Annotated in this window: 23 protein-coding genes; 14 read left to right on the top strand and 9 right to left on the bottom strand. The window is 55.9% G+C overall.

Annotated features, from left to right (window positions below):
* Positions 1-8 precede the first annotated feature (8 nt).
* From rsxA to gstA, 9 genes are all read left to right on the top strand, one after another.
* Positions 9-590: an electron transport complex subunit RsxA gene (gene rsxA / locus AB8818_RS01065; protein ID WP_014883581.1), complete on the top strand. Its 582-nt coding sequence runs from the start codon at positions 9-11 to the stop codon at positions 588-590.
* Positions 590-1168 (top strand): electron transport complex subunit RsxB, encoded by a 579-nt coding sequence (gene rsxB / locus AB8818_RS01060; RefSeq protein ID WP_032640037.1) that lies wholly within the window; start codon positions 590-592, stop codon positions 1166-1168. Before rsxA ends, rsxB begins: the two co-directional genes overlap by 1 nt.
* Positions 1161-3182 carry an electron transport complex subunit RsxC gene (gene rsxC, locus AB8818_RS01055; protein ID WP_116340355.1) on the top strand — a complete coding sequence of 674 codons (2022 nt, stop codon included), beginning with the start codon at positions 1161-1163 and terminating at the stop codon, positions 3180-3182. Before rsxB ends, rsxC begins: the two co-directional genes overlap by 8 nt.
* Positions 3183-4235, top strand: a complete 1053-nt coding sequence (gene rsxD, locus AB8818_RS01050; protein ID WP_116340357.1) for an electron transport complex subunit RsxD — start codon at positions 3183-3185, stop codon at positions 4233-4235. It abuts the gene before it with no gap.
* Between the two features lie 10 nt (positions 4236-4245).
* Positions 4246-4872: an electron transport complex subunit RsxG gene (rsxG, locus tag AB8818_RS01045; protein ID WP_116340359.1), complete on the top strand. Its 627-nt coding sequence runs from the start codon at positions 4246-4248 to the stop codon at positions 4870-4872.
* Positions 4869-5555: an electron transport complex subunit E gene (locus tag AB8818_RS01040; protein ID WP_163329042.1), complete on the top strand. Its 687-nt coding sequence runs from the start codon at positions 4869-4871 to the stop codon at positions 5553-5555. Before rsxG ends, AB8818_RS01040 begins: the two co-directional genes overlap by 4 nt.
* Complete coding sequence (nth, locus tag AB8818_RS01035; protein ID WP_008500570.1) at positions 5552-6187, top strand: endonuclease III; 636 nt, start codon at positions 5552-5554, stop codon at positions 6185-6187. Before AB8818_RS01040 ends, nth begins: the two co-directional genes overlap by 4 nt.
* A 601-nt stretch (positions 6188-6788) precedes the next feature.
* Positions 6789-8297, top strand: coding sequence for a dipeptide/tripeptide permease DtpA (dtpA, locus tag AB8818_RS01030; RefSeq protein WP_192981514.1), 1509 nt, complete (start codon positions 6789-6791; stop codon positions 8295-8297).
* 105 nt (positions 8298-8402) lie between these two features.
* Complete coding sequence (gene gstA, locus AB8818_RS01025; protein WP_116340365.1) at positions 8403-9008, top strand: glutathione transferase GstA; 606 nt, start codon at positions 8403-8405, stop codon at positions 9006-9008.
* A 77-nt stretch (positions 9009-9085) separates the two neighbouring features.
* Here gstA and pdxY read toward each other — a convergent pair whose 3' ends face one another.
* From pdxY to anmK, 5 genes are all read right to left on the bottom strand, one after another.
* Complete coding sequence (pdxY, locus tag AB8818_RS01020; RefSeq protein WP_192981517.1) at positions 9086-9946, bottom strand: pyridoxal kinase PdxY; 861 nt, start codon at positions 9944-9946, stop codon at positions 9086-9088.
* 66 nt (positions 9947-10012) lie between these two features.
* Positions 10013-11287, bottom strand: a complete 1275-nt coding sequence (tyrS, locus tag AB8818_RS01015) for a tyrosine--tRNA ligase (protein WP_023311370.1) — start codon at positions 11285-11287, stop codon at positions 10013-10015.
* A 125-nt stretch (positions 11288-11412) separates the two neighbouring features.
* Complete coding sequence (gene pdxH, locus AB8818_RS01010) at positions 11413-12069, bottom strand: pyridoxamine 5'-phosphate oxidase (RefSeq protein WP_028012909.1); 657 nt, start codon at positions 12067-12069, stop codon at positions 11413-11415.
* 57 nt (positions 12070-12126) lie between these two features.
* The gene (gene mliC, locus AB8818_RS01005; protein ID WP_116340370.1) at positions 12127-12450 is read right to left on the bottom strand and encodes a C-type lysozyme inhibitor; all 324 of its coding nucleotides are present in this window, start codon (positions 12448-12450) and stop codon (positions 12127-12129) included.
* Between the two features lie 92 nt (positions 12451-12542).
* Positions 12543-13667 carry an anhydro-N-acetylmuramic acid kinase gene (anmK, locus tag AB8818_RS01000; RefSeq protein WP_192981520.1) on the bottom strand — a complete coding sequence of 375 codons (1125 nt, stop codon included), beginning with the start codon at positions 13665-13667 and terminating at the stop codon, positions 12543-12545.
* Between the two features lie 255 nt (positions 13668-13922).
* Between anmK and slyB the strand changes: the two genes are divergently transcribed.
* Positions 13923-14390: an outer membrane lipoprotein SlyB gene (gene slyB, locus AB8818_RS00995; RefSeq protein WP_028012906.1), complete on the top strand. Its 468-nt coding sequence runs from the start codon at positions 13923-13925 to the stop codon at positions 14388-14390.
* 200 nt (positions 14391-14590) lie between these two features.
* The gene (locus tag AB8818_RS00990; RefSeq protein WP_192981523.1) at positions 14591-15952 is read left to right on the top strand and encodes a GGDEF domain-containing protein; all 1362 of its coding nucleotides are present in this window, start codon (positions 14591-14593) and stop codon (positions 15950-15952) included.
* A gap of 35 nt (positions 15953-15987) precedes the next feature.
* Here the strand turns inward: AB8818_RS00990 and slyA are convergent, their stop codons facing one another.
* The gene (gene slyA / locus AB8818_RS00985; protein ID WP_021241135.1) at positions 15988-16428 is read right to left on the bottom strand and encodes a transcriptional regulator SlyA; all 441 of its coding nucleotides are present in this window, start codon (positions 16426-16428) and stop codon (positions 15988-15990) included.
* Between the two features lie 186 nt (positions 16429-16614).
* On the opposite strand from slyA, the gene AB8818_RS00980 reads away from it, so the two are divergent.
* The 3 genes from AB8818_RS00980 to AB8818_RS00970 are packed head-to-tail and all read left to right on the top strand — an operon-like array spanning position 16615 to position 19747.
* Entirely contained in the window at positions 16615-16851 is a 237-nt protein-coding gene (locus AB8818_RS00980) for a DUF1656 domain-containing protein (RefSeq protein ID WP_039266199.1), read from the top strand.
* Positions 16852-16853: 2 nt separating this feature from the next.
* A complete protein-coding gene (locus AB8818_RS00975) occupies positions 16854-17714 on the top strand; it encodes an HlyD family secretion protein (protein ID WP_116340377.1) in 861 nt (286 codons plus the stop codon).
* Positions 17714-19747 carry an FUSC family protein gene (locus AB8818_RS00970; protein WP_192981526.1) on the top strand — a complete coding sequence of 678 codons (2034 nt, stop codon included), beginning with the start codon at positions 17714-17716 and terminating at the stop codon, positions 19745-19747. The genes AB8818_RS00975 and AB8818_RS00970 overlap by 1 nt, the downstream gene beginning before the upstream one ends.
* Here the strand turns inward: AB8818_RS00970 and sodC are convergent.
* From sodC to AB8818_RS00955, 3 genes are all read right to left on the bottom strand, one after another.
* Positions 19726-20244, bottom strand: a complete 519-nt coding sequence (gene sodC / locus AB8818_RS00965; RefSeq protein WP_192981529.1) for a superoxide dismutase [Cu-Zn] SodC — start codon at positions 20242-20244, stop codon at positions 19726-19728. The two genes, AB8818_RS00970 and sodC, sit on opposite strands and share 22 nt — an antisense overlap.
* Before the next feature lie 81 nt (positions 20245-20325).
* Entirely contained in the window at positions 20326-21222 is an 897-nt protein-coding gene (locus AB8818_RS00960) for an aldo/keto reductase family oxidoreductase (protein WP_116340382.1), read from the bottom strand.
* A 48-nt stretch (positions 21223-21270) separates the two neighbouring features.
* Positions 21271-21510 carry a DUF1289 domain-containing protein gene (locus AB8818_RS00955; protein ID WP_116340384.1) on the bottom strand — a complete coding sequence of 80 codons (240 nt, stop codon included), beginning with the start codon at positions 21508-21510 and terminating at the stop codon, positions 21271-21273.
* Positions 21511-21634 lie beyond the last annotated feature (124 nt).

The raw sequence follows: 21634 nt of genomic DNA, 5'->3' as shown, positions 1-21634 counted from the left end.
GCTAAATAATGACCGATTACTTACTGCTCTTTGTCGGCACCGTGCTGGTTAACAACTTCGTTCTGGTGAAGTTCCTTGGCCTGTGCCCGTTTATGGGCGTGTCCAAAAAGCTGGAAACGGCGATGGGCATGGGGCTGGCGACGACCTTTGTCATGACGATGGCGTCTATCTGCGCGTGGTTGATTGACACCTGGATCCTCATCCCGCTGGGGTTAATCTATCTCCGTACGCTGGCGTTTATTCTGGTTATTGCGGTCGTGGTGCAATTTACTGAAATGGTGGTGCGTAAAACCAGCCCGGCGCTCTATCGCCTGCTGGGTATCTTCCTGCCGCTGATCACCACCAACTGCGCGGTACTCGGCGTGGCGCTGCTGAACATCAACCTTGGGCATAACTTTATGCAGTCGGCGCTGTACGGTTTTTCCGCCGCCGTCGGTTTCTCCTTTGTTATGGTTCTGTTCGCGTCGATTCGCGAACGTCTGGCGGCAGCGGATATCCCTGCGCCATTTCGCGGTAATGCCATTGCGCTGGTCACCGCGGGTTTAATGTCTCTGGCCTTTATGGGCTTTAGTGGTCTGGTGAAGTTGTAATGAGTGCTATCTGGATTGCCATCGCCTCTATCAGCGTCCTGGGGTTGGTGTTTGGCCTTATCCTGGGCTACGCCTCCCGCCGTTTCGCGGTAGAGGACGATCCTGTTGTTGAAAAAATTGATGAGCTTTTGCCGCAAAGTCAGTGCGGGCAGTGCGGCTACCCGGGCTGCCGCCCTTACGCTGAAGCGGTAGGGATTCAGGGTGAAAAAATTAACCGTTGTGCGCCCGGTGGCGAAGCGGTAATGCTGAAAATTGCCGCCCTGCTTAACGTAGATCCGCAGCCCGTAGATGGCGATGCGGAGGTGCAGGAGCCGGTTCGCGCCCTCGCCGTGATCGACGAAGCAAACTGCATCGGCTGCACCAAATGTATTCAGGCCTGTCCGGTTGACGCCATTGTCGGCGCGACCCGCGCCATGCACACCGTTGTGGCGGATCTGTGCACCGGCTGTAACCTCTGCGTGGCCCCCTGCCCGACGCAATGTATTGAGCTGCGCCCGGTTGAAACGACTACCGAAAGCTGGAAGTGGGATCTTCAAACCATTCCGGTTCGCAATATTCCTGTGGAACAACATGCTTAAGTTATTTTCTGCTTTCAGAAAAGAGAAGATTTGGGACTTTGACGGCGGGATCCATCCGCCGGAGATGAAAACCCAGTCCAACGGCACGCCGCTGCGTCAAATTCCGCTGGCGACCCGTTTCGTCATGCCGCTCAAGCAGCATATTGGCGCTGAGGGCGAGCTGTGCGTGAAAGAAGGCGATACGGTCCTTCGCGGTCAGCCGTTGACCTTTGGCCGTGGACGTATGCTGCCGATTCACGCCCCAACATCCGGTAAAGTGGTGGCGATTGCCCCTCATACGGTGGCGCATCCGTCCGCGCTGTCGGAACTGAGCGTGATTATTGAAGCCGACGGCGAAGATCGCTGGATTGACCGTGACGGCTGGAGCGACTACCGCAGCCAGAGTCGCGAAGCGCTTATCGAGCGTATTCATCAGTACGGCGTCGCGGGCCTCGGCGGCGCGGGCTTCCCGACCGGCGTCAAGCTGCGCGGCGGCGGCGATAACATTCAGACATTGATTATCAATGCCGCCGAGTGCGAGCCGTATATAACCGCTGACGATCGTCTGATGCAGGATTGCGCCGCCCAGGTGGTGGAAGGCATCCGCATCCTCGCGCACATCTTACAGCCGCGAGAAGTGTTGATTGGTATTGAAGACAATAAACCGCAGGCTATCTCAATGCTGCGCGCCGTGCTGGCCGGTAGCCATGATATCGCCCTGCGCGTCATTCCGACCAAGTACCCTTCTGGCGGCGCAAAACAGCTGACGCAAATCCTCACCGGAAAGCAGGTGCCGCATGGCGGACGCTCGTCGGATATCGGCGTACTGATGCAAAACGTCGGAACCGCTTACGCCGTGAAGCGCGCGGTGATTGACGGCGAGCCGTTGACCGAACGCGTGGTGACGCTGACCGGAGAGTCGGTCTCTCGTCCGGGCAACGTCTGGGCACGTCTTGGTACGCCGGTGCGCCACCTGCTGGAACAGGCTGAATTTTGCCCGGCCAGCGACCAGATGGTGATCATGGGCGGCCCGCTGATGGGCTTTACCCTGCCGTGGCTCGATGTCCCGGTAGTGAAAATCACCAACTGTCTGCTTGCCCCTTCCCCGACTGAGATGGGCGAGGAGCAGGAAGAGAAAGGCTGCATCCGCTGCAGCGCCTGTGCCGATGCCTGCCCGGCGGATCTGCTCCCGCAGCAGCTGTACTGGTACAGCAAAGGCCAGCTGCACGATAAAGCCAAAGCCCATAACCTGGCCGACTGCATCGAATGCGGCGCCTGCGCCTGGGTCTGTCCAAGCAACATTCCGCTGGTGCAGTACTTCCGCCAGGAGAAGGCCGAGATTTATGCCATCTCCATGGAAGAAAAACGCGCCGCGGAAGCCAGGGCTCGCTTCGAAGCGCGCCAGGCGCGTCTCGAACGTGAGAAGATGGCTCGTCAGGAGCGACATAAGCAGGCCGCCGTTCAGCCTGCCGAAAAAGATCAGGATGCGATTAACGCCGCCCTGGCGCGCGTTCGCGAGAAAAAAGCCAATGCCGCCCAGACGCTGGTGATCCAGGCCGGTGAAAAACCGGATAACAGCGAAGCGATTGCCGCCCGCGAAGCACGTAAGGCTGCGGCCCGCGCCCGCCAGGCGGAAAAAGCGCAAACGGCACAGCCGGAAGCTGAAGTCGATCCACGCAAAGCTGCCGTTGAAGCGGCCATTGCCCGCGCCAAAGCCCGCAAGGCCGGGGAGCAGCAGGTAGTGGTTGAACAGGAAGCGGTCGATCCGCGTAAAGCCGCCGTTGAAGCCGCAATTGCCCGCGCCAAAGCGCGCAAAGCGGCGCAGCAGGCGCCTGCCGCAGAACCCGAAGCACCGGTCGACCCGCGTAAAGCCGCCGTTGAAGCCGCGATTGCTCGCGCCAAAGCGCGTAAAGCGGCACAGCAGGAAGAGCAGCCGCAGGCCGCAAACGACGACCCGCGCAAGGCCGCCGTCGCGGCCGCGATCGCGCGCGTTCAGGCGAAGAAAGCCGCACAGCAAGCCGTAAACGAGGATTAAATGGTTTTCAGAATCGCAAGCTCCCCATACACCCACAACCAGCGTCAGACCTCGCGCATCATGATGCTGGTCTGCCTGGCCGCGCTGCCGGGCATTGCCGTTCAGTGCTGGTTTTTCGGCTGGGGAACCCTGTTCCAGATAGCCCTGGGCTGTTCCAGCGCTATAGCAGCAGAGGCTCTCGTGCTGAAGCTGCGCAAGATGGCCGTTTCACGCATCCTGGCCGACAACTCCGCGCTGCTGACTGGCCTGCTGCTGGCCATCAGTATTCCGCCGTTTGCCCCGTGGTGGATGGTGGTACTTGGTACCGTGTTTGCCGTAATTATTGCTAAACAGCTGTATGGCGGGCTGGGCCATAACCCGTTTAATCCGGCGATGATTGGCTACGTGGTGCTGCTGATCTCTTTCCCGGTGCAGATGACCAGCTGGCTTCCTCCGCACGAGATTGCGGCCACGGTTCCGGGCTTTATGGATGCCCTGCACGTGATCTTTACCGGCCATACGGCGCGGGGGGCTGATATGAACGCGCTGCGTATGGGCGTGGACGGCATCAGCCAGGCGACGCCTCTCGATACCTTCAAAACGTCCCTGCATGCCGGGCACAGCGTTGAGCAGACCATGAAATCCGCGATCTACAGCGGCATGCTGGCGGGCGCGGGCTGGCAGTGGGTCAACCTGGCGTATCTGCTGGGCGGCCTGTTCCTGCTGCAGCAAAAAGCCATTCGCTGGCATATTCCGGTGAGCTTCCTCGTGACGCTGGCGTTCTGCGCCACGCTGGGCTGGCTCTTCTCTCCTGAATCACTGGCCAGCCCGCAGATGCATTTGCTCTCCGGTGCGACCATGCTGGGTGCCTTCTTTATCCTGACGGATCCGGTTACGGCATCTACGACTAACCGCGGCCGTCTGATCTTCGGCGCGCTGGCCGGGCTGCTGGTGTGGCTTATTCGCAGCTTTGGCGGATACCCGGACGGCGTGGCGTTTGCCGTGCTGCTTGCCAACATTACCGTTCCGCTCATCGACTATTACACGCGCCCCCGCGTGTACGGCCATCGCTAAGGGTTTCGCCATGCTAAAAACGATGCAAAAACACGGCGTTACGCTGGCAGTCTTCGCCGCGGTCCTGACCGGGCTGACGGCACTGGTCAATGCGCTGACCAAAACGACCATTGAAGAACAGGCGCTGAAGCAGCAAAAGGCGCTGTTCGATCAGGTGATCCCGTCCGATTTCTACGATAATGACCTGCAAAAAAGCTGCTTTGTGGTAGACGCGACGCAGCTTGGAAAAGGCACGCACCGTGTCTTTATCGCCCGCAAAGGAGATAAACCCGTAGGCGCAGTGATGGAAGCGACGGCGCCCGATGGCTATTCTGGCTCCATTCAACTGCTTGTCGGCAGCGATTTCACCGGAACCATACTGGGCACCCGCGTGACGGAACACCATGAAACGCCGGGCTTGGGCGATAAAATTGAAACCCGGCTGAGCGACTGGATTTTGCACTTTGCCGGTAAAGTAATCCATGGCGAAGGTGACACCGCGTTTGCGGTGAAGAAAGACGGCGGTGAGTTTGACCAGTTCACCGGCGCAACCATCACGCCGCGCGCCGTGGTGAACGCCGTAAAACGAGCCGGGCTATATGCTGAAACGCTGCCCGCGCAAATCAACAATCTTCCGGCCTGTGGGGAGTCATCATGAGCCAGGTTAAAGAGGTTATTGTCCAGGGGCTGTGGAAGAACAACTCCGCGCTGGTACAGCTTCTGGGGCTCTGTCCGCTGCTGGCGGTGACATCTACCGCTACCAACGCGCTCGGGCTGGGCCTGGCGACCACGCTGGTGCTGACCCTGACCAACTTCTCTATTTCTGTTTTGCGCCGCTGGACGCCGTCGGAGATCCGTATTCCGATTTACGTGATGATCATTGCGTCGGTGGTGAGCGTCGTGCAGATGCTTATCAACGCTTACGCGTTTGGCCTGTACCAGTCGCTCGGGATTTTTATTCCGCTTATCGTGACCAACTGCATCGTCGTTGGCCGCGCTGAGGCTTTCGCGGTAAAAAACAACCCGGCCATTTCCGCTCTGGATGGGTTTTCCATCGGCATGGGCGCGACTGCCGCCATGTTCGTCCTCGGGTCCATGCGTGAAATTCTCGGCAACGGGACGCTCTTCGACGGTGCCGATGCCCTGCTGGGCGGCTGGGCCAAGGTGCTGCGCATAGAAGTGTTCCACACCGACACGCCATTCCTGCTGGCGATGCTGCCGCCTGGCGCGTTCATTGGCCTTGGCATGATGCTGGCGGTAAAATACCTGATTGATGAAAAACGTAAGCGCCGCGCGGCAGAGCGCAGCGTTCTGGAAGGGACACCCGAGAAAGCTTCATGAATAAAGAAAAGCGCATTGCGATCCTGACTCGTCTGCGGGACGAGAACCCGCACCCGACGACGGAGCTGAATTTTACCTCCCCGTTTGAGCTGCTGATCGCGGTGCTGCTCTCTGCGCAGGCGACCGATGTGAGCGTCAACAAAGCTACCGCCCTGCTCTATCCGGTCGCCAATACGCCAAAAGCGATGCTGGAGCTGGGCGTGGAGGGCGTTAAGTCTTATATCAAAACCATCGGCCTGTTTAACAGCAAGGCGGAGAACGTCATTAAGACCTGCCGGATCCTGCTGGAACAGCACGGAGGCGAGGTGCCGGAAGACCGCGCGGCTTTGGAGGCATTACCGGGGGTGGGACGTAAAACCGCGAACGTTGTACTCAATACCGCGTTTGGCTGGCCGACGATAGCCGTTGATACCCATATATTCCGCGTCTCAAACCGGACCAACTTCGCCCCAGGGAAAAATGTCGAGCAGGTAGAAGAGAAGCTATTAAAAGTGGTCCCTGCCGAATTCAAGGTTGACTGCCATCACTGGCTGATTTTGCATGGTCGTTATACCTGCATAGCCCGAAAGCCGCGCTGCGGCTCCTGTATTATTGAAGATCTCTGCGAATATAAAGAAAAAGTGTATCCCTGACTTTTATCCGCAATCACAATCCCACACCAGGAGAGGGCCTTCCAGAAACCCTTCTCCTGACCATAAATCATCCGCCTTCTTTATCCTCCAGCCTGTCACTTCTTCCGCGCTATAACGCTCAAACAGGTTAATAGTTTTTTCATAGCCAAAAATTTCTATACATTTGTGATCGCGATCACTCTGATAACGTCATGTTGATTTTTTGTAGTCAAAGTCATCGCAAACCCTTTGCCGGGCAAGATATAACTGTGCTTACCTGGAAGATAAGACCAGCTATTTTTCAGAATGTGGGCTATATCACTGCAACAGACAGCAAATAGCAGAACATATCGCCAAAAGCCCATCACACAGGGTGTATACCAGTCGAAAAAACTACCTTTAGTTATCGTATAAAATTTAACGCTGAATAACATTTGCAGAAACCGACGATTATACCGCTCCAGATATATGTAACAGAGTATTACAAACGTATTGCCAGACGGGTCAGGATAGTGAACATTACCCGCCGTTTCTCCTCCCAATATAACTATAAGGCGGATGGGCTACGGCCATCACGCTATGAACACCCCCGTTAATATGGGATGTAAAAAAAGAGGTATATGTGTCGACTGCAAACAATAAACCAACAGATGAAAGCGTGAGTCTGAACGCTTTTAAACAACCGAAAGCGTTTTATCTCATCTTCTCTATCGAGTTATGGGAGCGTTTTGGTTACTACGGCCTGCAAGGGATCATGGCGGTTTACCTGGTTAAACAGCTGGGTATGTCCGAAGCCGATTCCATCACGCTGTTCTCCTCCTTCAGTGCCCTCGTCTACGGTCTGGTTGCCATCGGCGGCTGGCTGGGTGATAAAGTTCTTGGTACTAAGCGCGTCATTATGCTGGGCGCTATTGTTCTGGCTATTGGCTATGGTCTGGTTGCATGGTCTGGACATGATGCGGCTGTGGTCTATATGGGCATGGCAACCATCGCCGTGGGTAACGGTCTGTTCAAAGCGAACCCGTCTTCCCTGCTCTCAACCTGCTACAGCAAAGATGACCCACGTCTGGACGGTGCATTTACCATGTACTACATGTCCATCAACATTGGTTCCTTCTTCTCCATGCTGGCAACCCCATGGCTGGCCGCGAAATTTGGCTGGAGCGTGGCGTTTGCGCTGAGCTTCGTGGGTATGCTGATCACTGTGGTGAACTTCCTGTTCTGCCGCAGCTGGGTAAAAGACTACGGTTCAAAACCTGACTTCGAGCCAGTACACATGGGTAAACTGCTGGCGACTATCGTGGGCGTTGTCGTCCTGGCGGCGATCGCCACCTGGCTGCTGCACAACCAGGGTATCGCTCGTGCCGTTCTGGGCGTGGTTGCACTGGGTATCGTGGTCATCTTCGCGAAAGAAGCGTTCGCTATGCAGGGTGCTGCGCGCCGTAAGATGATTGTGGCGTTCATTCTGATGCTGGAAGCGATTATCTTCTTCGTGCTGTACAGCCAGATGCCAACCTCTCTGAACTTCTTCGCGATTCGTAACGTTGAGCACTCTATCCTGGGCATCGCGTTCGAGCCGGAGCAGTATCAGGCGCTGAACCCGTTCTGGATCATGATTGGTAGCCCGATTCTGGCCGCTATCTATAACAAGATGGGCGACCGCCTGCCGATGCCGCACAAGTTCGCCATCGGAATGGTGCTGTGCTCCGGTGCGTTCCTGGTGCTGCCGCTGGGTACCAGGTTTGCGACTGACGCAGGTATCGTGTCCGTGAACTGGCTGATCCTGAGCTACGCGCTGCAGTCTATTGGCGAACTGATGATCTCCGGTCTGGGTCTGGCAATGGTTGCACAGCTGGTGCCACAGCGTCTGATGGGCTTCATTATGGGTAGCTGGTTCCTGACCACTGCCGGTGCGGCAATCATCGCCGGTAAGATCGCGAACCTGATGGCGGTGCCGGAAAACGTGACCGATCCACTGGTCTCCCTGAACGTCTACGGTACCGTGTTCATGCAGATTGGTATCGCTACGGCGGTTATCGCGGCGCTGATGCTGCTGACCGCGCCGAAACTGAATCGAATGACTCAGGACGACGACAAGACGGCTGAAGCGACCAAAACCGCTACCGCGTAATATCTGAGAGAAACGACTGAACAGAAGCCGCTAAGAGATTAGCGGCTTTTTTTTTGTCCCTTCGCGCACTAACATAGCTGAAACCTCAGCAAAAAGGAGTTACCGATGAAACTGTTCTACAAACCGGGCGCGTGCTCTCTTGCTTCCCATATCACCCTGCGCGAGAGCGGCAAAGATTTCACGCTGGATGGCGTTGATCTGATGAAAAAGCGCCTGGAAAACGGGGATGACTTTTTTGCGATTAACCCAAAAGGGCAGGTTCCGGCCCTGCTGCTGGATGACGGTACTCTGCTGACCGAAGGCGTGGCGATTATGCAATTCCTGGCGGACAACGTACCGGATCGCCAGCTCCTTGCCCCTACCGGCAGCGTCGCACGTTATAAGACGCTGGAGTGGTTAAACTATATCGCCACCGAGCTGCACAAAGGCTTTACCCCCCTGTTCCGCCCGGATACGCCGGAAGAGTACAAGCCAACCGTCCGAGCCCTGCTGGAGAAAAAGCTGCAGTTTGTGAATGAAGCGCTGAAAGACGATCAGTGGATTTGTGGTTCACGTTTCACCATTGCCGACGCGTACCTGTTTACCGTCCTGCGCTGGGCGCGTGCGGTTAAGCTGAACCTGGAGGGGTTGGACCACATCGCATCGTATATGGCGCGCGTGGCGGAGCGTCCAGCGGTGGCTGCGGCGCTAAAAGCGGAAGGTCTTAACTAATATCGCCCGGCGGCGCTACGCTTGCACGGGCCTACGGGTTAAGTAGGCCAGGTAAGCGCAGCGCCACCCGGCATCGTTTAAAGCTGCGTTGCGCTGAAATAATGCTCCGGCTTAGCGATTCGATCCTGTGCCGCGACCACCTGCAGTTCATATTCCTGCATATCTTTCGTCGCAATCATAATTTCATACACCGCTGCCGTAACGTGCTCCAGCGCGTCTCTCACCGTTGCGCCCTGCAACAGTTTCACCAGCAGCAGCCCACTGGTCACATCACCCACACCCACCGGCTGACGCGTGCCGAAATCCACCAGCGGGCGGCTGATATGCCATGCGCCATCTTTCGTCACCAGCAGCATCTCAAAACGCTCCTGGGTCAGTCCTGCGCGGGCGAGATGTTTTACCAGCACAATTTCAGGCCCCTGGGCTATCAGCTCGCGAGACGCGCGTACCGCCTCTTCTACGCTATTAACCGAATGCTCGCAGAGGATCTCCAGCTCAATCAGGTTGGGCGCAATGATATCGCTGGCGGGCAACGCATGACGAACGTGAAACTCCGCTACGCCAGGCGCCACGATGCAGCCTTTCTCCGGGTGTCCCATGACGGGGTCGCAGAAGTATTTTGCCGCCGGGTTTGCCGCTTTAACCTGACGCACGATACCGAGGATATGTTCCCCCTGCTCCGCTGAGCCGAGGTAGCCGCTCAGCACGGCGTCACAGCGTTTGAGCTGGTCGATATCGGCAATACCCTGCACAACCTCGGTGAGGTGTGAAGGCGGCATCACGCAGCCGGTCCATTTGCCGTATTGCGTATGGTTAGAGAACTGCACGGTATTAAGGGGCCAGACGTTGGCACCGAGGCGGCGCATCGGGAACTCCGCTGCGCTATTGCCAGCATGTCCAAATACAACGTGGGACTGAATGGCGAGGATGTTCTTCATCTTTTACTTACCAAACCCGAAAAAAACAAAAAGGGCGTGGTTTCCCACGCCCCTGAAGACTTTTAATTATTTCCAGCAGACCAGACAGTAGTTTTTCTTACCGCGGCGCAGCAGAGTGTAGCGGCCATACAGACGATCGCCGTCAACGAAGGTGTATTCCGGGTCAGCCTGCTTTTCACCGTTGATGGTGATAGCGTTGGACGCGATGGTTTTACGCGCCTGACCGCGGGAAGGCTGGAGCTCAGAGTCCACCAGCGCCTGCATCAGGTCAGCCCCTTTTTCCATTTCGACCATCGGCACACCGTCCTGCGCCAGCTGCTCGAAGTCCGCTTCGCTCAGATCGCTCAGGGTACCGTTGAACAGGCTTGCAGTAATGCGTTTTGCCGCGGCCAGACCTTCTTCACCGTGAACCAGTTTGGTCACTTCATCCGCCAGCACGTACTGGGCACGCGGTGCTTTACCGCTGTTCTTATCTTCCTCTTCCAGCGCGTTGATCTCTGCAATGTCCATGAAGGTGAAGAACTTCAGGAAGCGGTAAACATCGGCGTCCGCCGTGTTGATCCAGAACTGGTAGAATTTGTACGGACTGGTTTTCTTCGGATCCAGCCACACCGCGCCGCCTTCGGTTTTACCGAATTTGGTGCCGTCCGCTTTGGTAATCAATGGAACGGTCAGGCCAAACACCTGGTTCTGATGCAGACGACGGGTCAGGTCGATACCGGAGGTGATGTTCCCCCACTGGTCAGAACCGCCGATCTGCAGAGAAACGCCGTGCAGCTTGTTCAGGCAGGCAAAGTCATAGCCCTGCAGCAGGTTGTAGGAGAACTCGGTAAAGGAGATACCCTGATCGTCACGGTTCAGACGCTGCTTCACGGCTTCTTTGTTAATCATCTGGTTAACAGAGAAGTGCTTGCCGATGTCTCGCAGGAAGGTCAGCACGTTCATGCTGCCAAACCAGTCGTAGTTGTTGGCGGCAATGGCAGAGTTATCACCACAGTTGAAGTCGAGGAACGGTGCAACCTGCTTGCGGATCTTATCCACCCACTCCTGCACGGTATCTTCGGTGTTCAGCTTACGCTCCGCGGCTTTAAAGCTTGGATCACCAATCAGACCGGTCGCGCCGCCCACCAGGGCAACAGGCTTATGGCCCGCCATCTGGAAGCGTTTCAGGCATAACAATGGAACAAGATGCCCCAAATGCAAGCTGTCAGCGGTGGGATCGAAGCCGCAATAGAGCGCGATCGGGCCTTGCGCCAGTCGCTCTGCTAACGCTTCCTCGTCCGTCACCTGGGCCACGAGGCCCCGCTCTTGCAATTGTTTAATCAAGTTACTGCTTGCCATCAAATTCTCCATGTATAAACGACTGCACCTTTGCCGGTACACGACTTTTCGCCTGATGCGAAAGGACAATAGAATAAAGCGCAAGCGCGGTGTGCGCTAGCGCTTAAATCAACAAATTTCGGGGATTACGGTGCCAGTCTGTCGATTTTCCAGCCGCCATTCTCGCGCTGGTATAAAAAGCGGTCGTGAAGGCGATGCTCACCGCCCTGCCAGAACTCCATCTGCTCAATCGGAATGCGGAAGCCGCCCCAGAAGCTTGGCAGGGGAATTTCCCCCTGCTGGAACTTCTGTTTCAGCTCTAGGAACTTACTTTCCAGCACGCCGCGGGCAGAGATCCGGCTGGACTGTTTTGACACCCAGGCGCCAATCTGGCTGTCGCGCGGACGGCTGTGGAAATACTTCACCACCTCCAGCGTCGAAAGACGTTCCGCCTTGCCGGTGACCATCACCTGACGTTCCAGCATGTGCCAAGGGAACAGCAGGCTGATGCGGGGATTATTTTCCAGATGGTGCGCCTTGCGGCTGCCCAGGTTGGTATAGAACACCAGCCCTTTCTCGTCGTAATGCTTGAGCAAGACGATGCGCTGATACGGTTGACCGTTTTCATCTACCGTCGCGACGACCATGGCCGTTGGGTCAGCCAGCTTCGCATCGCAGGCCTGTTTCAGCCAGCGTTCAAAGAGCACGAGGGGTTCAGCGGGAAGATCCTGGCGGCGCAGGCCGCCTTTGGTGTATTCACGGCGCAGATGCGCAATTTGCTGCAGTTCATCGTTATCTGACATGGCGTTAGCTGATCTTGAGATTGGGTGGCGCTATTGTGCGCCGCCCCTGTAAAAATCTCAACGCTTCGGATTTTCAAGCTGGCAGTTGTTCAGCACAATGCGGTCGCGTTTGTAAACCGTAGCGCTGTCGCCTTTTGACCAGAAAACATAGATACCGTCAGAATAACGTGCCCCGGAGGCCGAGATCCCCTGTTTAAGGGTCAGCAGCTTATTGTCGTAAACGAAGCTGGCTTCCTGACGTGGGTTATTCAACTTCACGGTCAGCGGTTTTTCATCGCAGCGATACTCCAGCGTATCGGTCTGCATGCGCTCAAGGAACTGGTTATAGACGCTGCACCCTGACAGCAATAAAGGCGCGACAATAAGAAGAACTTTTTTCATGGCGTATTCCGAAGACTTTCCTGGTCCTGGAGGGCATGACCGCCCTCCTGTTTTACTCCATTCTAACGACGAGACGACGCGCTGAATTTCAGTTAACTCTGATTATGACGCGGATTTGCCGGGAAAATCGCCCCGAGGACGCTGGCCTCACGTGCGCCGGTTACCGACGGCAAATTGCCCGGTAGCCCGGCGATGGTGCGCCAGGCAAGCCAGGCGAAAGCCAGCGCTTCCATATCATCACCGCTGATGCCGGCCTCGTCCGTCGTCGTCACTTCTGTACCCGGCAGCAGCCCGGCAAGGCGCGCCATCACCAACGGGTTTCGGCTTCCGCCGCCGCACACCAGCAGGCGTTCGCAGCCGCCGCTGAGCAGCACTTGCTCAGAGATAGACACGGCCGTTAATTCTGCAAGCGTCGCCTGAATATCCTGCGGGGCCAGTGCCGGGAACAGCGCCAGCTGGCGCTCAAGCCAGCCAAAGTTGAAGTATTCACGCCCCGTGCTTTTCGGCGCCGGCAAGGCAAAATATGGGTCGCTGAGCATAGACTGCAGTAGCGGGAGGATCACTTTACCCTCGCTCGCCCACTCGGCGTTTTTATCATACGGTTGACCGCACTGCCGCCAGATCCAGGCATCCATTAACATATTCCCGGGGCCGGTATCGTAGCCGCGAACGGGCTGCCCCGGAATAAGCATCGAGAGGTTAGCAATCCCGCCAATGTTGAGCACCATGCGACGCTCTGAAGGATGCGCCAACAGCGCCTGATGGAAAGCAGGCACCAGCGGTGCGCCCTGCCCGCCAAGGGCAATATCGCGACGACGGAAATCCCCGACGACCGTCACGCCCGTCTTTGCCACTATCTGGTTGTTATCGCCGATTTGCAACGTATGCGGCGCCTCGCCAACCGGCTCATGCCAGACGGTTTGTCCATGGCACCCGATGGCGACCACATCCTGAGGTCGAAGATGTTCTTTTTGCATTAACGCCTGCACCGCATCCGCAAACAGCGCCCCCAGGCGAACATCAAGTTGACCAAGCTGGGAGAGAGTCAGCTGCTGCCCCTGACAGATACTCAGAATATCCTCTTTCAGCGAAATGGGGATTGGCCAGGTCAGGCTCGCCTGCTGTGCTACCATATGTTCGTCAATGGCGGCCAGAACGACATCTACCCCATCCAGACTGGTGCCCGACATCACACCAATGTAGCGACCCGATTTCATGCGCTTTCCTTACGTTGCGTGGGCTAAGGATATCCACTCAACCATAAACGACGCTGCTTTGCCATCCGACGATAATATTTTTTAACAATGTCATGCCGGTAACGCGAGCGGATCCTGTTTATGTCTCGTTAAGTCAAATTCAAGTACAATTTTCTTATTGTTAGTGCAAAGATATGAACTATGGCCCTTTATGCCATATAATTTAGCCATAACGGATGCCTCCAAATGGGCGTTTTTGGTGAACAGGAGATTCAAATGATTGTACGTGTACTGGGCGTTTCGCTGATTGGTTTAACCCTGGCTGGCTGTGTGAACGACAGCTCACTGTCTGGCGACGTTTACAGCGCTTCTGAAGCTAAACAGGTTCAGAGCGTGACTTACGGTACCGTTGTTAACGCCCGTCCTGTACAAATCCAGGGTGGTGATGAAAACAACGTCATGGGCGCAATCGGTGGTGCTGTTCTGGGTGGTTTCCTGGGTAACACCGTTGGCGGTGGCACAGGCCGCTCTCTGGCAACCGCTGCGGGCGCCGTTGCCGGTGGCGTGGCAGGCCAGGGCGTCCAGGGTGCGATGAACAAAACGCAGGGCGTAGAGCTGGAAATTCGTAAAGACGACGGCAGCACCATTATGGTTGTTCAGAAACAGGGCAATACCCGCTTCTCAGCAGGTCAGCGCGTTGTGCTGGCAAGCAACGGAAGCCAGGTTACCGTGTCCCCACGTTAATTAAAAATGGATGTGGCCGTCGGGCCACATCCATTTACAATATATATCACTTGAACGAATATATTTACAATAATTCATTCACCCCACCAATAATTAACCTCACCGTATATTGTTTCTGCGCAAAGTATTTATTGCATTAATTGATTAGACTCTTCGCAATTACCTCTTCATAAATTATTTCTCATTTTGTAAAAATTTATATGCTTGCGAAAAGTCTTTGTCTAAAAGGTCGTTATATCTCGTTCTGTTTCGGTTGCCTTGTCGTTATCGGAATACTACAAGCTCTCTTTTCAAAATTGGTTGAATGGGTACCATCCTTCTCGCCTCTTGTGTTCCCTACGCTCACCATTTTTTTACTCGTGTTTCACCTGTTTATTGCCTGTTTTATGGCTATGAAATACTGGTGCGATAAGAGGCGGCTCTATCTGATTGCGATCGCCTTTGCCTTTGCCGGTTCGGCACTGCTGATGGTCGGAACGCTGTCCAGCTTTCCAGCATGGCTTGACCTCTATCAGTTTAACGTCGTTAACTACAACGATGCGATGATCTACTATATGTTCCGCCATCTCTTAATGGCTGTGCTGATGATCGCTTCGGCATTACTCTATCCCACACGGAATCAGTCCTTTTCCCGTGCAGCCCATATCGCCATCGTCAGCGGTATATTTCTGTTTACCGTCTGTGGCGTACTGTTAGCCTGGCTATATTCCAGCCATTCTGCGTTTTTATCCATCGACCTGGTTGATAATGAAACGCGGCAGTTTATGGTTCTGTGGAGCCATTGCATCAATATTTCATTAATTGTTCTCTGGGTTGTAACATTAGCAAGCCTGATGTTTATTACGCGGGTGCGTAATCTGTTCTGGGTGGGCGGTAATTTTCTGTGCGTGTGCTATATCGTTACGCTCGTAATGCTGTTAGTGGGCGGACATGCTGAAGATATATCGTGGTATCGCGCCCGGCTATTTGAAACCGTCGCTACGCTGATGATTATTTTTGTTCTGCTTTACGACGTTTTCATGCTGTACCGTGATTCTCATTTAAAATATCAGCAGTCGTATCAGAATTCGATTCGCGATCCGCTCACGCGCCTTTATAACCGCAGCTATTTTTATGAATCGTTAAACCAGGCGCTGGAGATCGCGAAATCCAGCCGGCCCGTTTCGGTTATCGTCAGCGATCTCGATCGCTTCAAGCGCATCAACGATAACTATGGTCACCTTCAGGGAGACAAAGTCCTGCAGTTTGTCGCCAATCTGCTGATGGATTCCGTGCGCCCGCAGGACATCGCGGCGCGAATCGGTGGCGAAGAATTTGTCCTGATGCTGGCAAACACCTCCTCTGAGGCAGCATGTCAGGTGGCGGAACGTATACGGTTAAAGCTAAGCAGCTTTGATAAAGCCAGAAGCGGGGGACAGTTACCGGAGCCGATTACCATCAGCATGGGGGTATTCACGGCAACCTCATCATCCATAACCGCTGAAACGTGCGTGGAAAGTGCCGACAAGGCGATGTATGAAGCGAAAGAGACCGGCCGTAATCGGGTGGTCGTCTTTACGTAATAAAAAGGCCTTGCTGCTGCAAGGCCTGGTGTTTGTCAGTCGCGAGACTGCAGCTCATGGATGTTTTGCTCAAGGCGTGCAATCAGGCTGATGAGCATTTCCAGCTCCGCCGGTGAAACCCCTGAAAGGATTTCACCGCGCGTTTTGGTAATTACGGCTTCCATTTCAGTGATGATAGGAGCCGCTTTCTCGGTCAGCTTAATCCGCTTGGCGCGACGATCGCTGGCGCAGGTTTGTCGGGAGATCAGTCCCTTCTCTTCCAGCTGGTCAAGCGTGCGCACCAGCGACGGTTGCTCAATGCCTATCGCTTTAGCCAGTTGAATTTGCGACTGGTCGGGCGGCAGCTGATGAATGTTGTGCAACGTGACCCAATGCGTCTGTGTCAGTTCCAGAGGTTTCAGGCGATGGTCAATCAGAGCACGCCAGACGCGTACCAACCTTGCCAGATCAGAACCTAATGGCGATTCCAATTTCATCTCCTTATAATTAGCTTGCTAAGTTATTATACTGATTTTAGAATAGTGTGCAGCATTTGTATTGGCAAAACAAATGCAATACTGCATTCATCTAACTCAAAAGTATGACTTACACTGAATCGTGATGCTTCTTCATACTCAGACAAGCCAACGCGGCATTCTGTTCACTGCAAAGGATCTCTGCTCGTGACCTTTTTTCATCGCTCAGAGGGTTTACCCCTCCAGGACCTGATCTTCGGTGCGTCAGTCTACTTTCCCCCTCTGTTTAAAGCCGTGCTGGTGGGCTTTATTCTTTGGCTCATCGCGCATCGCCTGCTTCGCGACTGGATGTACTCCGGCGAAATCTGGCATCCCATGCTGATGGATCTCTCCCTGTTTGCCCTCTCCGTGTGCCTGGGCCTTGCTGTTCTGATCGTGTGGTGAATATGCCTCTGAAAACGCTGAAGTACTTTTCCACCCTGTTTGTCCTGGTCCTCGCCCTGGTCGCTGGCTGGTGGTTGTGGAATTTCTATATGCAGTCCCCCTGGACCCGCGACGGTAAAATTCGCGCTGAGCAGGTCAGCATCACCCCGCAGGTGTCAGGAAGCATTACGTCGCTGCTGATTAAGGATAACCAGTACGTTAAAAAGGGAGAGGTGTTATTCCGCATCGACGACACCCCGTACCATATTGCGATTTTGAACGCCCAGGCACAGCTGGCGAAAGCCCAGTCCGATCTGGCAAAGGCCAACAACGAGGCCAACCGCCGCCGTCATCTGTCGAAAAACTACATCTCTGCGGAAGATTTGGATACCGCCAACATCAACGTTAAGGCGATGCAGGCGAGCGTTAACGCGGCAGAGGCGACGCTGAAGCAAGCGCAGTGGGAGCTGACTCAAACCGTGATTACCGCCCCCGTCGACGGATGGGTGACCAACCTCTCCGCCCGCGTGGGGAATTATGCCACCACCGGCCAGCCGATTTTTGCCCTCGTCGACAGCCACTCCTTCTACGTAGTGGGCTATTTCGAAGAGACCAAGCTTCGGCACATCCGTGAAGGCGCACCCGCCGCCATAACGCTTTACAGCGGCTCGCAGAAGTTACGGGGTCACGTATCCAGCATTGGCCGCGCCATTTACGATCAAAGCGTTGAAACCGATTCCGGGCTGGTGCCGGACATCAAACCGAATGTACCGTGGGTGCGCCTGGCTCAACGCGTGCCTGTGCGCGTGGAGTTTGACCATTTACCCGAGGACATCACGCTGGTATCCGGCACCACCTGCACTGTCTCCATCGGAACCCGTTAATGAAGCTGCAGGCGCTCTCCTGGCAAAACACGCCGTGGATGAAAGCGACGCGTCCCCAGTGGCGCTACGCGCTGCGTAACGGCATAGCCATGTGCCTGGCGCTGACCGTCGCCTATTACCTGAACCTGGACGAACCCTACTGGGCGATGACCTCCGCGGCGGTGGTGAGTTTCCCGACCGTTGGCGGAGTGATCAGCAAAAGCCTTGGCCGTATCGCAGGCAGCCTGCTGGGTGCCACCGCGGCGTTAATTATCGCGGGCCACACGCTGAACGATCCGTGGCTGTTCCTGCTGAGCATGGCGGCATGGCTGGGATGCTGTACATGGGCCTGCGCCCATTTCACCAATAACGTCGCCTACGCTTTTCAGCTGGCGGGCTATACGGCCGCCATTATCGCCTTCCCGGTCGTCAACGTGCTCGACACTACCGAGCTGTGGGATATCGCTCAGGCGCGCGTCTGCGAAGTGATTGTCGGGATCCTCTGCGGCGGATTTATGATGATGGTCCTGCCCAGCACCTCCGACGGGACCGCGCTTATCACAGCGCTGAAAACCATGCATACCCGGCTGCTGGAACACGCGAGCCTGCTGTGGCAACCGGATACCAGCGATGACATCCGCCTCGCGCATGAACAGGTTATCGGGCAGATCCTGACCATGAATCTGTTGCGGATTCAGGCTTTCTGGAGCCATTACCGTTTTCGCCGTCAGAACACCCTGCTTAACTATTTGCTGCACCAGCAGCTGCGCATGACCAGCGCCATCTCCAGCCTGCGCCGGATGCTGCTCAACTGGTCAACGCCGCCGGAAAACACGCGCGCCGTGATCGAAACGCTGCTCGCGGCGCTTGCCCGCCCGGATGCAGATATCTACACCGTTGCGAAGATCATTGCCCCGCTCGCTCCGGTGGATGAATATGATTACCGCCATCGCGCCTTCTGGCAGCGTCTGAATTATTTTTGCCGTCTATACCTGCGCAGCAGCCGCTGGATTAAGGCGGTAGAGAATGCCACCCCGGTCACTGAGTTCACCGTTCCCGGCAGCCCGGCTCTCGCGCGGCACACCGATTATCTGGAAGCGCTGTGGAGCGGTTTTCGCACCTTCTGCGCGCTGATGCTGGTGGGGGCATGGAGCATCACCACGCAGTGGGAGTCCGGTTCGGCGGCCCTGACGCTGGCCGCCATCAGCTGCGTGCTATACTCCGTCGCGGCCTCGCCGTTTAACTCCCTTACGCTGCTGCTGCGAACGCTGGTGTTGCTGTCACTGTTCAGTTTTGTGGTGAAGTTTGGCCTGATGGTGCAGATAAGCGATCTCTGGCAGTTTCTGCTGTTCCTGTTTCCGCTGTTAACTACCATGCAGCTACTTAAGCTGCAAATGCCGAAACTGGCGGGCCTCTGGGGACAGCTGATTGTCTTTATGGGCTCGTTTATCTCCGTGACGAATCCGCCGGTTTACGATTACGCCGACTTTCTCAATGACAACCTGGCGAAGATCCTGGGCGTGGGGCTGGCGTGGCTGGCCTTCGCGGTGTTGCGTCCCGGCTCTGACGCGCGCAAAAGCCGCAGGCATATTCGGGAGTTGCGCAGAGGGTTTGTCGACCAACTCAGCCGCAAACCGCATCTGCGTGAAAGCGAGTATGAATCGCTGGTGTATCACCACGTCAGCCAGTTAAATAACAGCCAGGACGCGCTTTCCCGCCGCTGGCTGCTGCGCTGGGGCGTGGTGCTGTTGAACTGTTCACATGTAGTCTGGCAGCTTCGCGCGTGGGAAACGCGTTCCGATCCGCTGTCGCAGGTGCGTGACGTTTGCATTTCCCTGCTGCGCGATGTCATGAGCGAGCGCGGGGTTCAGCAGCGTCCGCTGGAGGCCACGCTTGCTGAACTGCAGCGCATCTGCGATACCCTTGCACGGCATCACCTGCCCGCAGCCCGCGATTTGGCCTCGATTATCTGGCGCCTGCACTGCTCGCTGTCGCAGCTCGAGCAGGCGCCACCGCCGGGCACGATTGGAGATCAGATTACGCCGCAGGCATAGCGTGCCCCACCGCCGCCAAGCGGTTTAGGCTGATCGGACATGTTATCCCCGCCCACATGGATCATCAGCGCTTTGCCTTTGACCTCATCCAGCTTTTTAAGCCGCGGGGCCACGACCGGATCCGTGGCTTTACCGTCATTGTTTACCACCAGCACCGGCAAGTCGCCCAGGTGCCCCATTCCGTCAGGCCCTTCATGTTTACCTGAGTTCTGCGGGTCGAGGTGGCCCCCTGCTGCTTCCGCCGCCGACGGTTTACCCTCTTTAATGGCTGGCTGACAGCTCCCTTTGGCATGAACGTGAAAGCCGTGTTCGCCCGGCGGGAGTGCTTTAAGGTCGGGTGCGAATTCCAGCCCTTTATCGGTCTCAGTGATTTTCACCGTCCCGATTGACTGACCCACCCCCTGTGAGGTGACGAGATTCATTTCTACTTCGTCGCTGGCTGCCTGCGCCCCTGCGCAAACAACCAGCGCGACCATTGCCAGAGCAAAACGCTTCATAATGACCTCCGCGGGTTATTTTTTGCCCCTTAAGTGTATACCAGGGGCACAGATTTCACCGGAAAGTCACCATCTGGCGGTTTATGGCACGTCGTAACCCAGCGCGGCCTTGCGGATGCGGAACCACTGCTGGCGGGTCATCTGCAGCTCTTCGGCGGCCAGAGCGGAACGGACGCGTTCAATTTTTCCGGAGCCAATAATCGGCAGCGGTTTTGACGGGAGACGCAGGATCCAGGCATAAACCACCTGTTCGATACTCTCCGCGTTCAGCTCGCGGGCGATGGTTTCCAGCTCATTGCGCAGCGGCTGGAACGCCTCGTCATTAAACAGGCGTCCACCGCCCAGGCAGGACCAGGCCATCGGGCGAATGCGCAGCTGCTGCAGCTGATCGAGCGTACCGTCCAGCAGCAGCGGCTGGTGTACCGGGGAGATCTCAACCTGGTTAGTGGCCAGGGTAAACGGCAGACGAGACTGAAGCAGCGCAAACTGGGCCGGGGTAAAGTTGGAGACGCCGAAGTGTCGCACTTTCCCGCTCTGATGCAGGCTCAGGAAGGCTTCCGCCACCTCATCGGCATCCATCAACGGGTCAGGACGGTGAATCAGCAGCAGGTCGATACGATCGGTTGCCAGATTGACCAGAGACTGCTCGGCGCTCTTGATGATATGGGCGCTGTCGGTGATGTAATGACCGAGGGCATGTTCAGGTTTGGCCGTGGTGGCAATACCACATTTTGTGACGATCTCCATGCGATCGCGCAGCGCCGGAACCAGCTTGAGCGCCTCGCCAAAGGCGGCCTCGCACTGATAGCCTCCGTAAATATCCGCATGATCGACCGTGGTGATGCCTAAATCGAGGTGCTCTTCAATAAAGCTTGCCAGCTGGAGGGGGGACATATTCCAGTCCATCAGGCGCCAGTAGCCCATCACAAAACGGGAGAATTCTGGCCCCTGGGGGGCAAGGGTAATTCGCTGAACCATAACATTTTCCTCAAGGACGTGATGTCATGAGTATACGCAATTACCGCATTAAAACAGTGAAGGTTGCTGGGGTTCTTCGGCCTCGCTGGCTTTGTTTGCGCGGATTTTGCGCAGAAGTCGCTGCCGGCAGAGGCGGAGCACCTCCTGCTTTTGCGTGTCGCTGAAGTTTTGCCAGTTAAAACGCTCGTCACGGGTACGCATGCATCCGCGGCAATAACCGCGCTCATCTACCTGACAAATCCCCCGGCACGGGCTCTGGATGGGGAAAAACTCCAGTTGCTCTGCCACACTCACCTCCGGTTAACCACTCTCACCTACAGTGAAGACGCTAACAGCGCCGCGTGCAAGGGCTTTACCACAGTTTTATGGCATTAAGGTTTCACTAATCTTCACTCTCTATACTCGCCGCATC

The sequence above is a fragment of the Enterobacter sp. KB-280D8 genome (genome assembly GCF_041399405.1).
Classification (GTDB): Bacteria; Pseudomonadota; Gammaproteobacteria; order Enterobacterales; family Enterobacteriaceae; genus Enterobacter; species Enterobacter cloacae_N.
The sequence above is the reverse complement of the archived record's forward strand: the minus strand, read 5'-3'. Positions and strand labels throughout refer to the sequence as shown.

Excerpts from the sequence above, each read along its gene's own strand:
- rsxA (WP_014883581.1), top strand. The coding sequence starts at position 9 with ATGACCGATTACTTACTGCTCTTTGTCGGCACCGTGCTGGTTAACAAC.
- rsxB (WP_032640037.1), top strand. The coding sequence starts at position 590 with ATGAGTGCTATCTGGATTGCCATCGCCTCTATCAGCGTCCTGGGGTTG.
- rsxC (WP_116340355.1), top strand. The coding sequence starts at position 1,161 with ATGCTTAAGTTATTTTCTGCTTTCAGAAAAGAGAAGATTTGGGACTTT.
- rsxD (WP_116340357.1), top strand. The coding sequence starts at position 3,183 with ATGGTTTTCAGAATCGCAAGCTCCCCATACACCCACAACCAGCGTCAG.
- rsxG (WP_116340359.1), top strand. The coding sequence starts at position 4,246 with ATGCTAAAAACGATGCAAAAACACGGCGTTACGCTGGCAGTCTTCGCC.
- AB8818_RS01040 (WP_163329042.1), top strand. The coding sequence starts at position 4,869 with ATGAGCCAGGTTAAAGAGGTTATTGTCCAGGGGCTGTGGAAGAACAAC.
- nth (WP_008500570.1), top strand. The coding sequence starts at position 5,552 with ATGAATAAAGAAAAGCGCATTGCGATCCTGACTCGTCTGCGGGACGAG.
- gstA (WP_116340365.1), top strand. The coding sequence starts at position 8,403 with ATGAAACTGTTCTACAAACCGGGCGCGTGCTCTCTTGCTTCCCATATC.
- pdxY (WP_192981517.1), bottom strand. The coding sequence starts at position 9,946 with ATGAAGAACATCCTCGCCATTCAGTCCCACGTTGTATTTGGACATGCT.
- tyrS (WP_023311370.1), bottom strand. The coding sequence starts at position 11,287 with ATGGCAAGCAGTAACTTGATTAAACAATTGCAAGAGCGGGGCCTCGTG.
- pdxH (WP_028012909.1), bottom strand. The coding sequence starts at position 12,069 with ATGTCAGATAACGATGAACTGCAGCAAATTGCGCATCTGCGCCGTGAA.
- mliC (WP_116340370.1), bottom strand. The coding sequence starts at position 12,450 with ATGAAAAAAGTTCTTCTTATTGTCGCGCCTTTATTGCTGTCAGGGTGC.
- anmK (WP_192981520.1), bottom strand. The coding sequence starts at position 13,667 with ATGAAATCGGGTCGCTACATTGGTGTGATGTCGGGCACCAGTCTGGAT.
- slyB (WP_028012906.1), top strand. The coding sequence starts at position 13,923 with ATGATTGTACGTGTACTGGGCGTTTCGCTGATTGGTTTAACCCTGGCT.
- AB8818_RS00990 (WP_192981523.1), top strand. The coding sequence starts at position 14,591 with ATGCTTGCGAAAAGTCTTTGTCTAAAAGGTCGTTATATCTCGTTCTGT.
- slyA (WP_021241135.1), bottom strand. The coding sequence starts at position 16,428 with ATGAAATTGGAATCGCCATTAGGTTCTGATCTGGCAAGGTTGGTACGC.
- AB8818_RS00975 (WP_116340377.1), top strand. The coding sequence starts at position 16,854 with ATGCCTCTGAAAACGCTGAAGTACTTTTCCACCCTGTTTGTCCTGGTC.
- AB8818_RS00970 (WP_192981526.1), top strand. The coding sequence starts at position 17,714 with ATGAAGCTGCAGGCGCTCTCCTGGCAAAACACGCCGTGGATGAAAGCG.
- sodC (WP_192981529.1), bottom strand. The coding sequence starts at position 20,244 with ATGAAGCGTTTTGCTCTGGCAATGGTCGCGCTGGTTGTTTGCGCAGGG.
- AB8818_RS00960 (WP_116340382.1), bottom strand. The coding sequence starts at position 21,222 with ATGGTTCAGCGAATTACCCTTGCCCCCCAGGGGCCAGAATTCTCCCGT.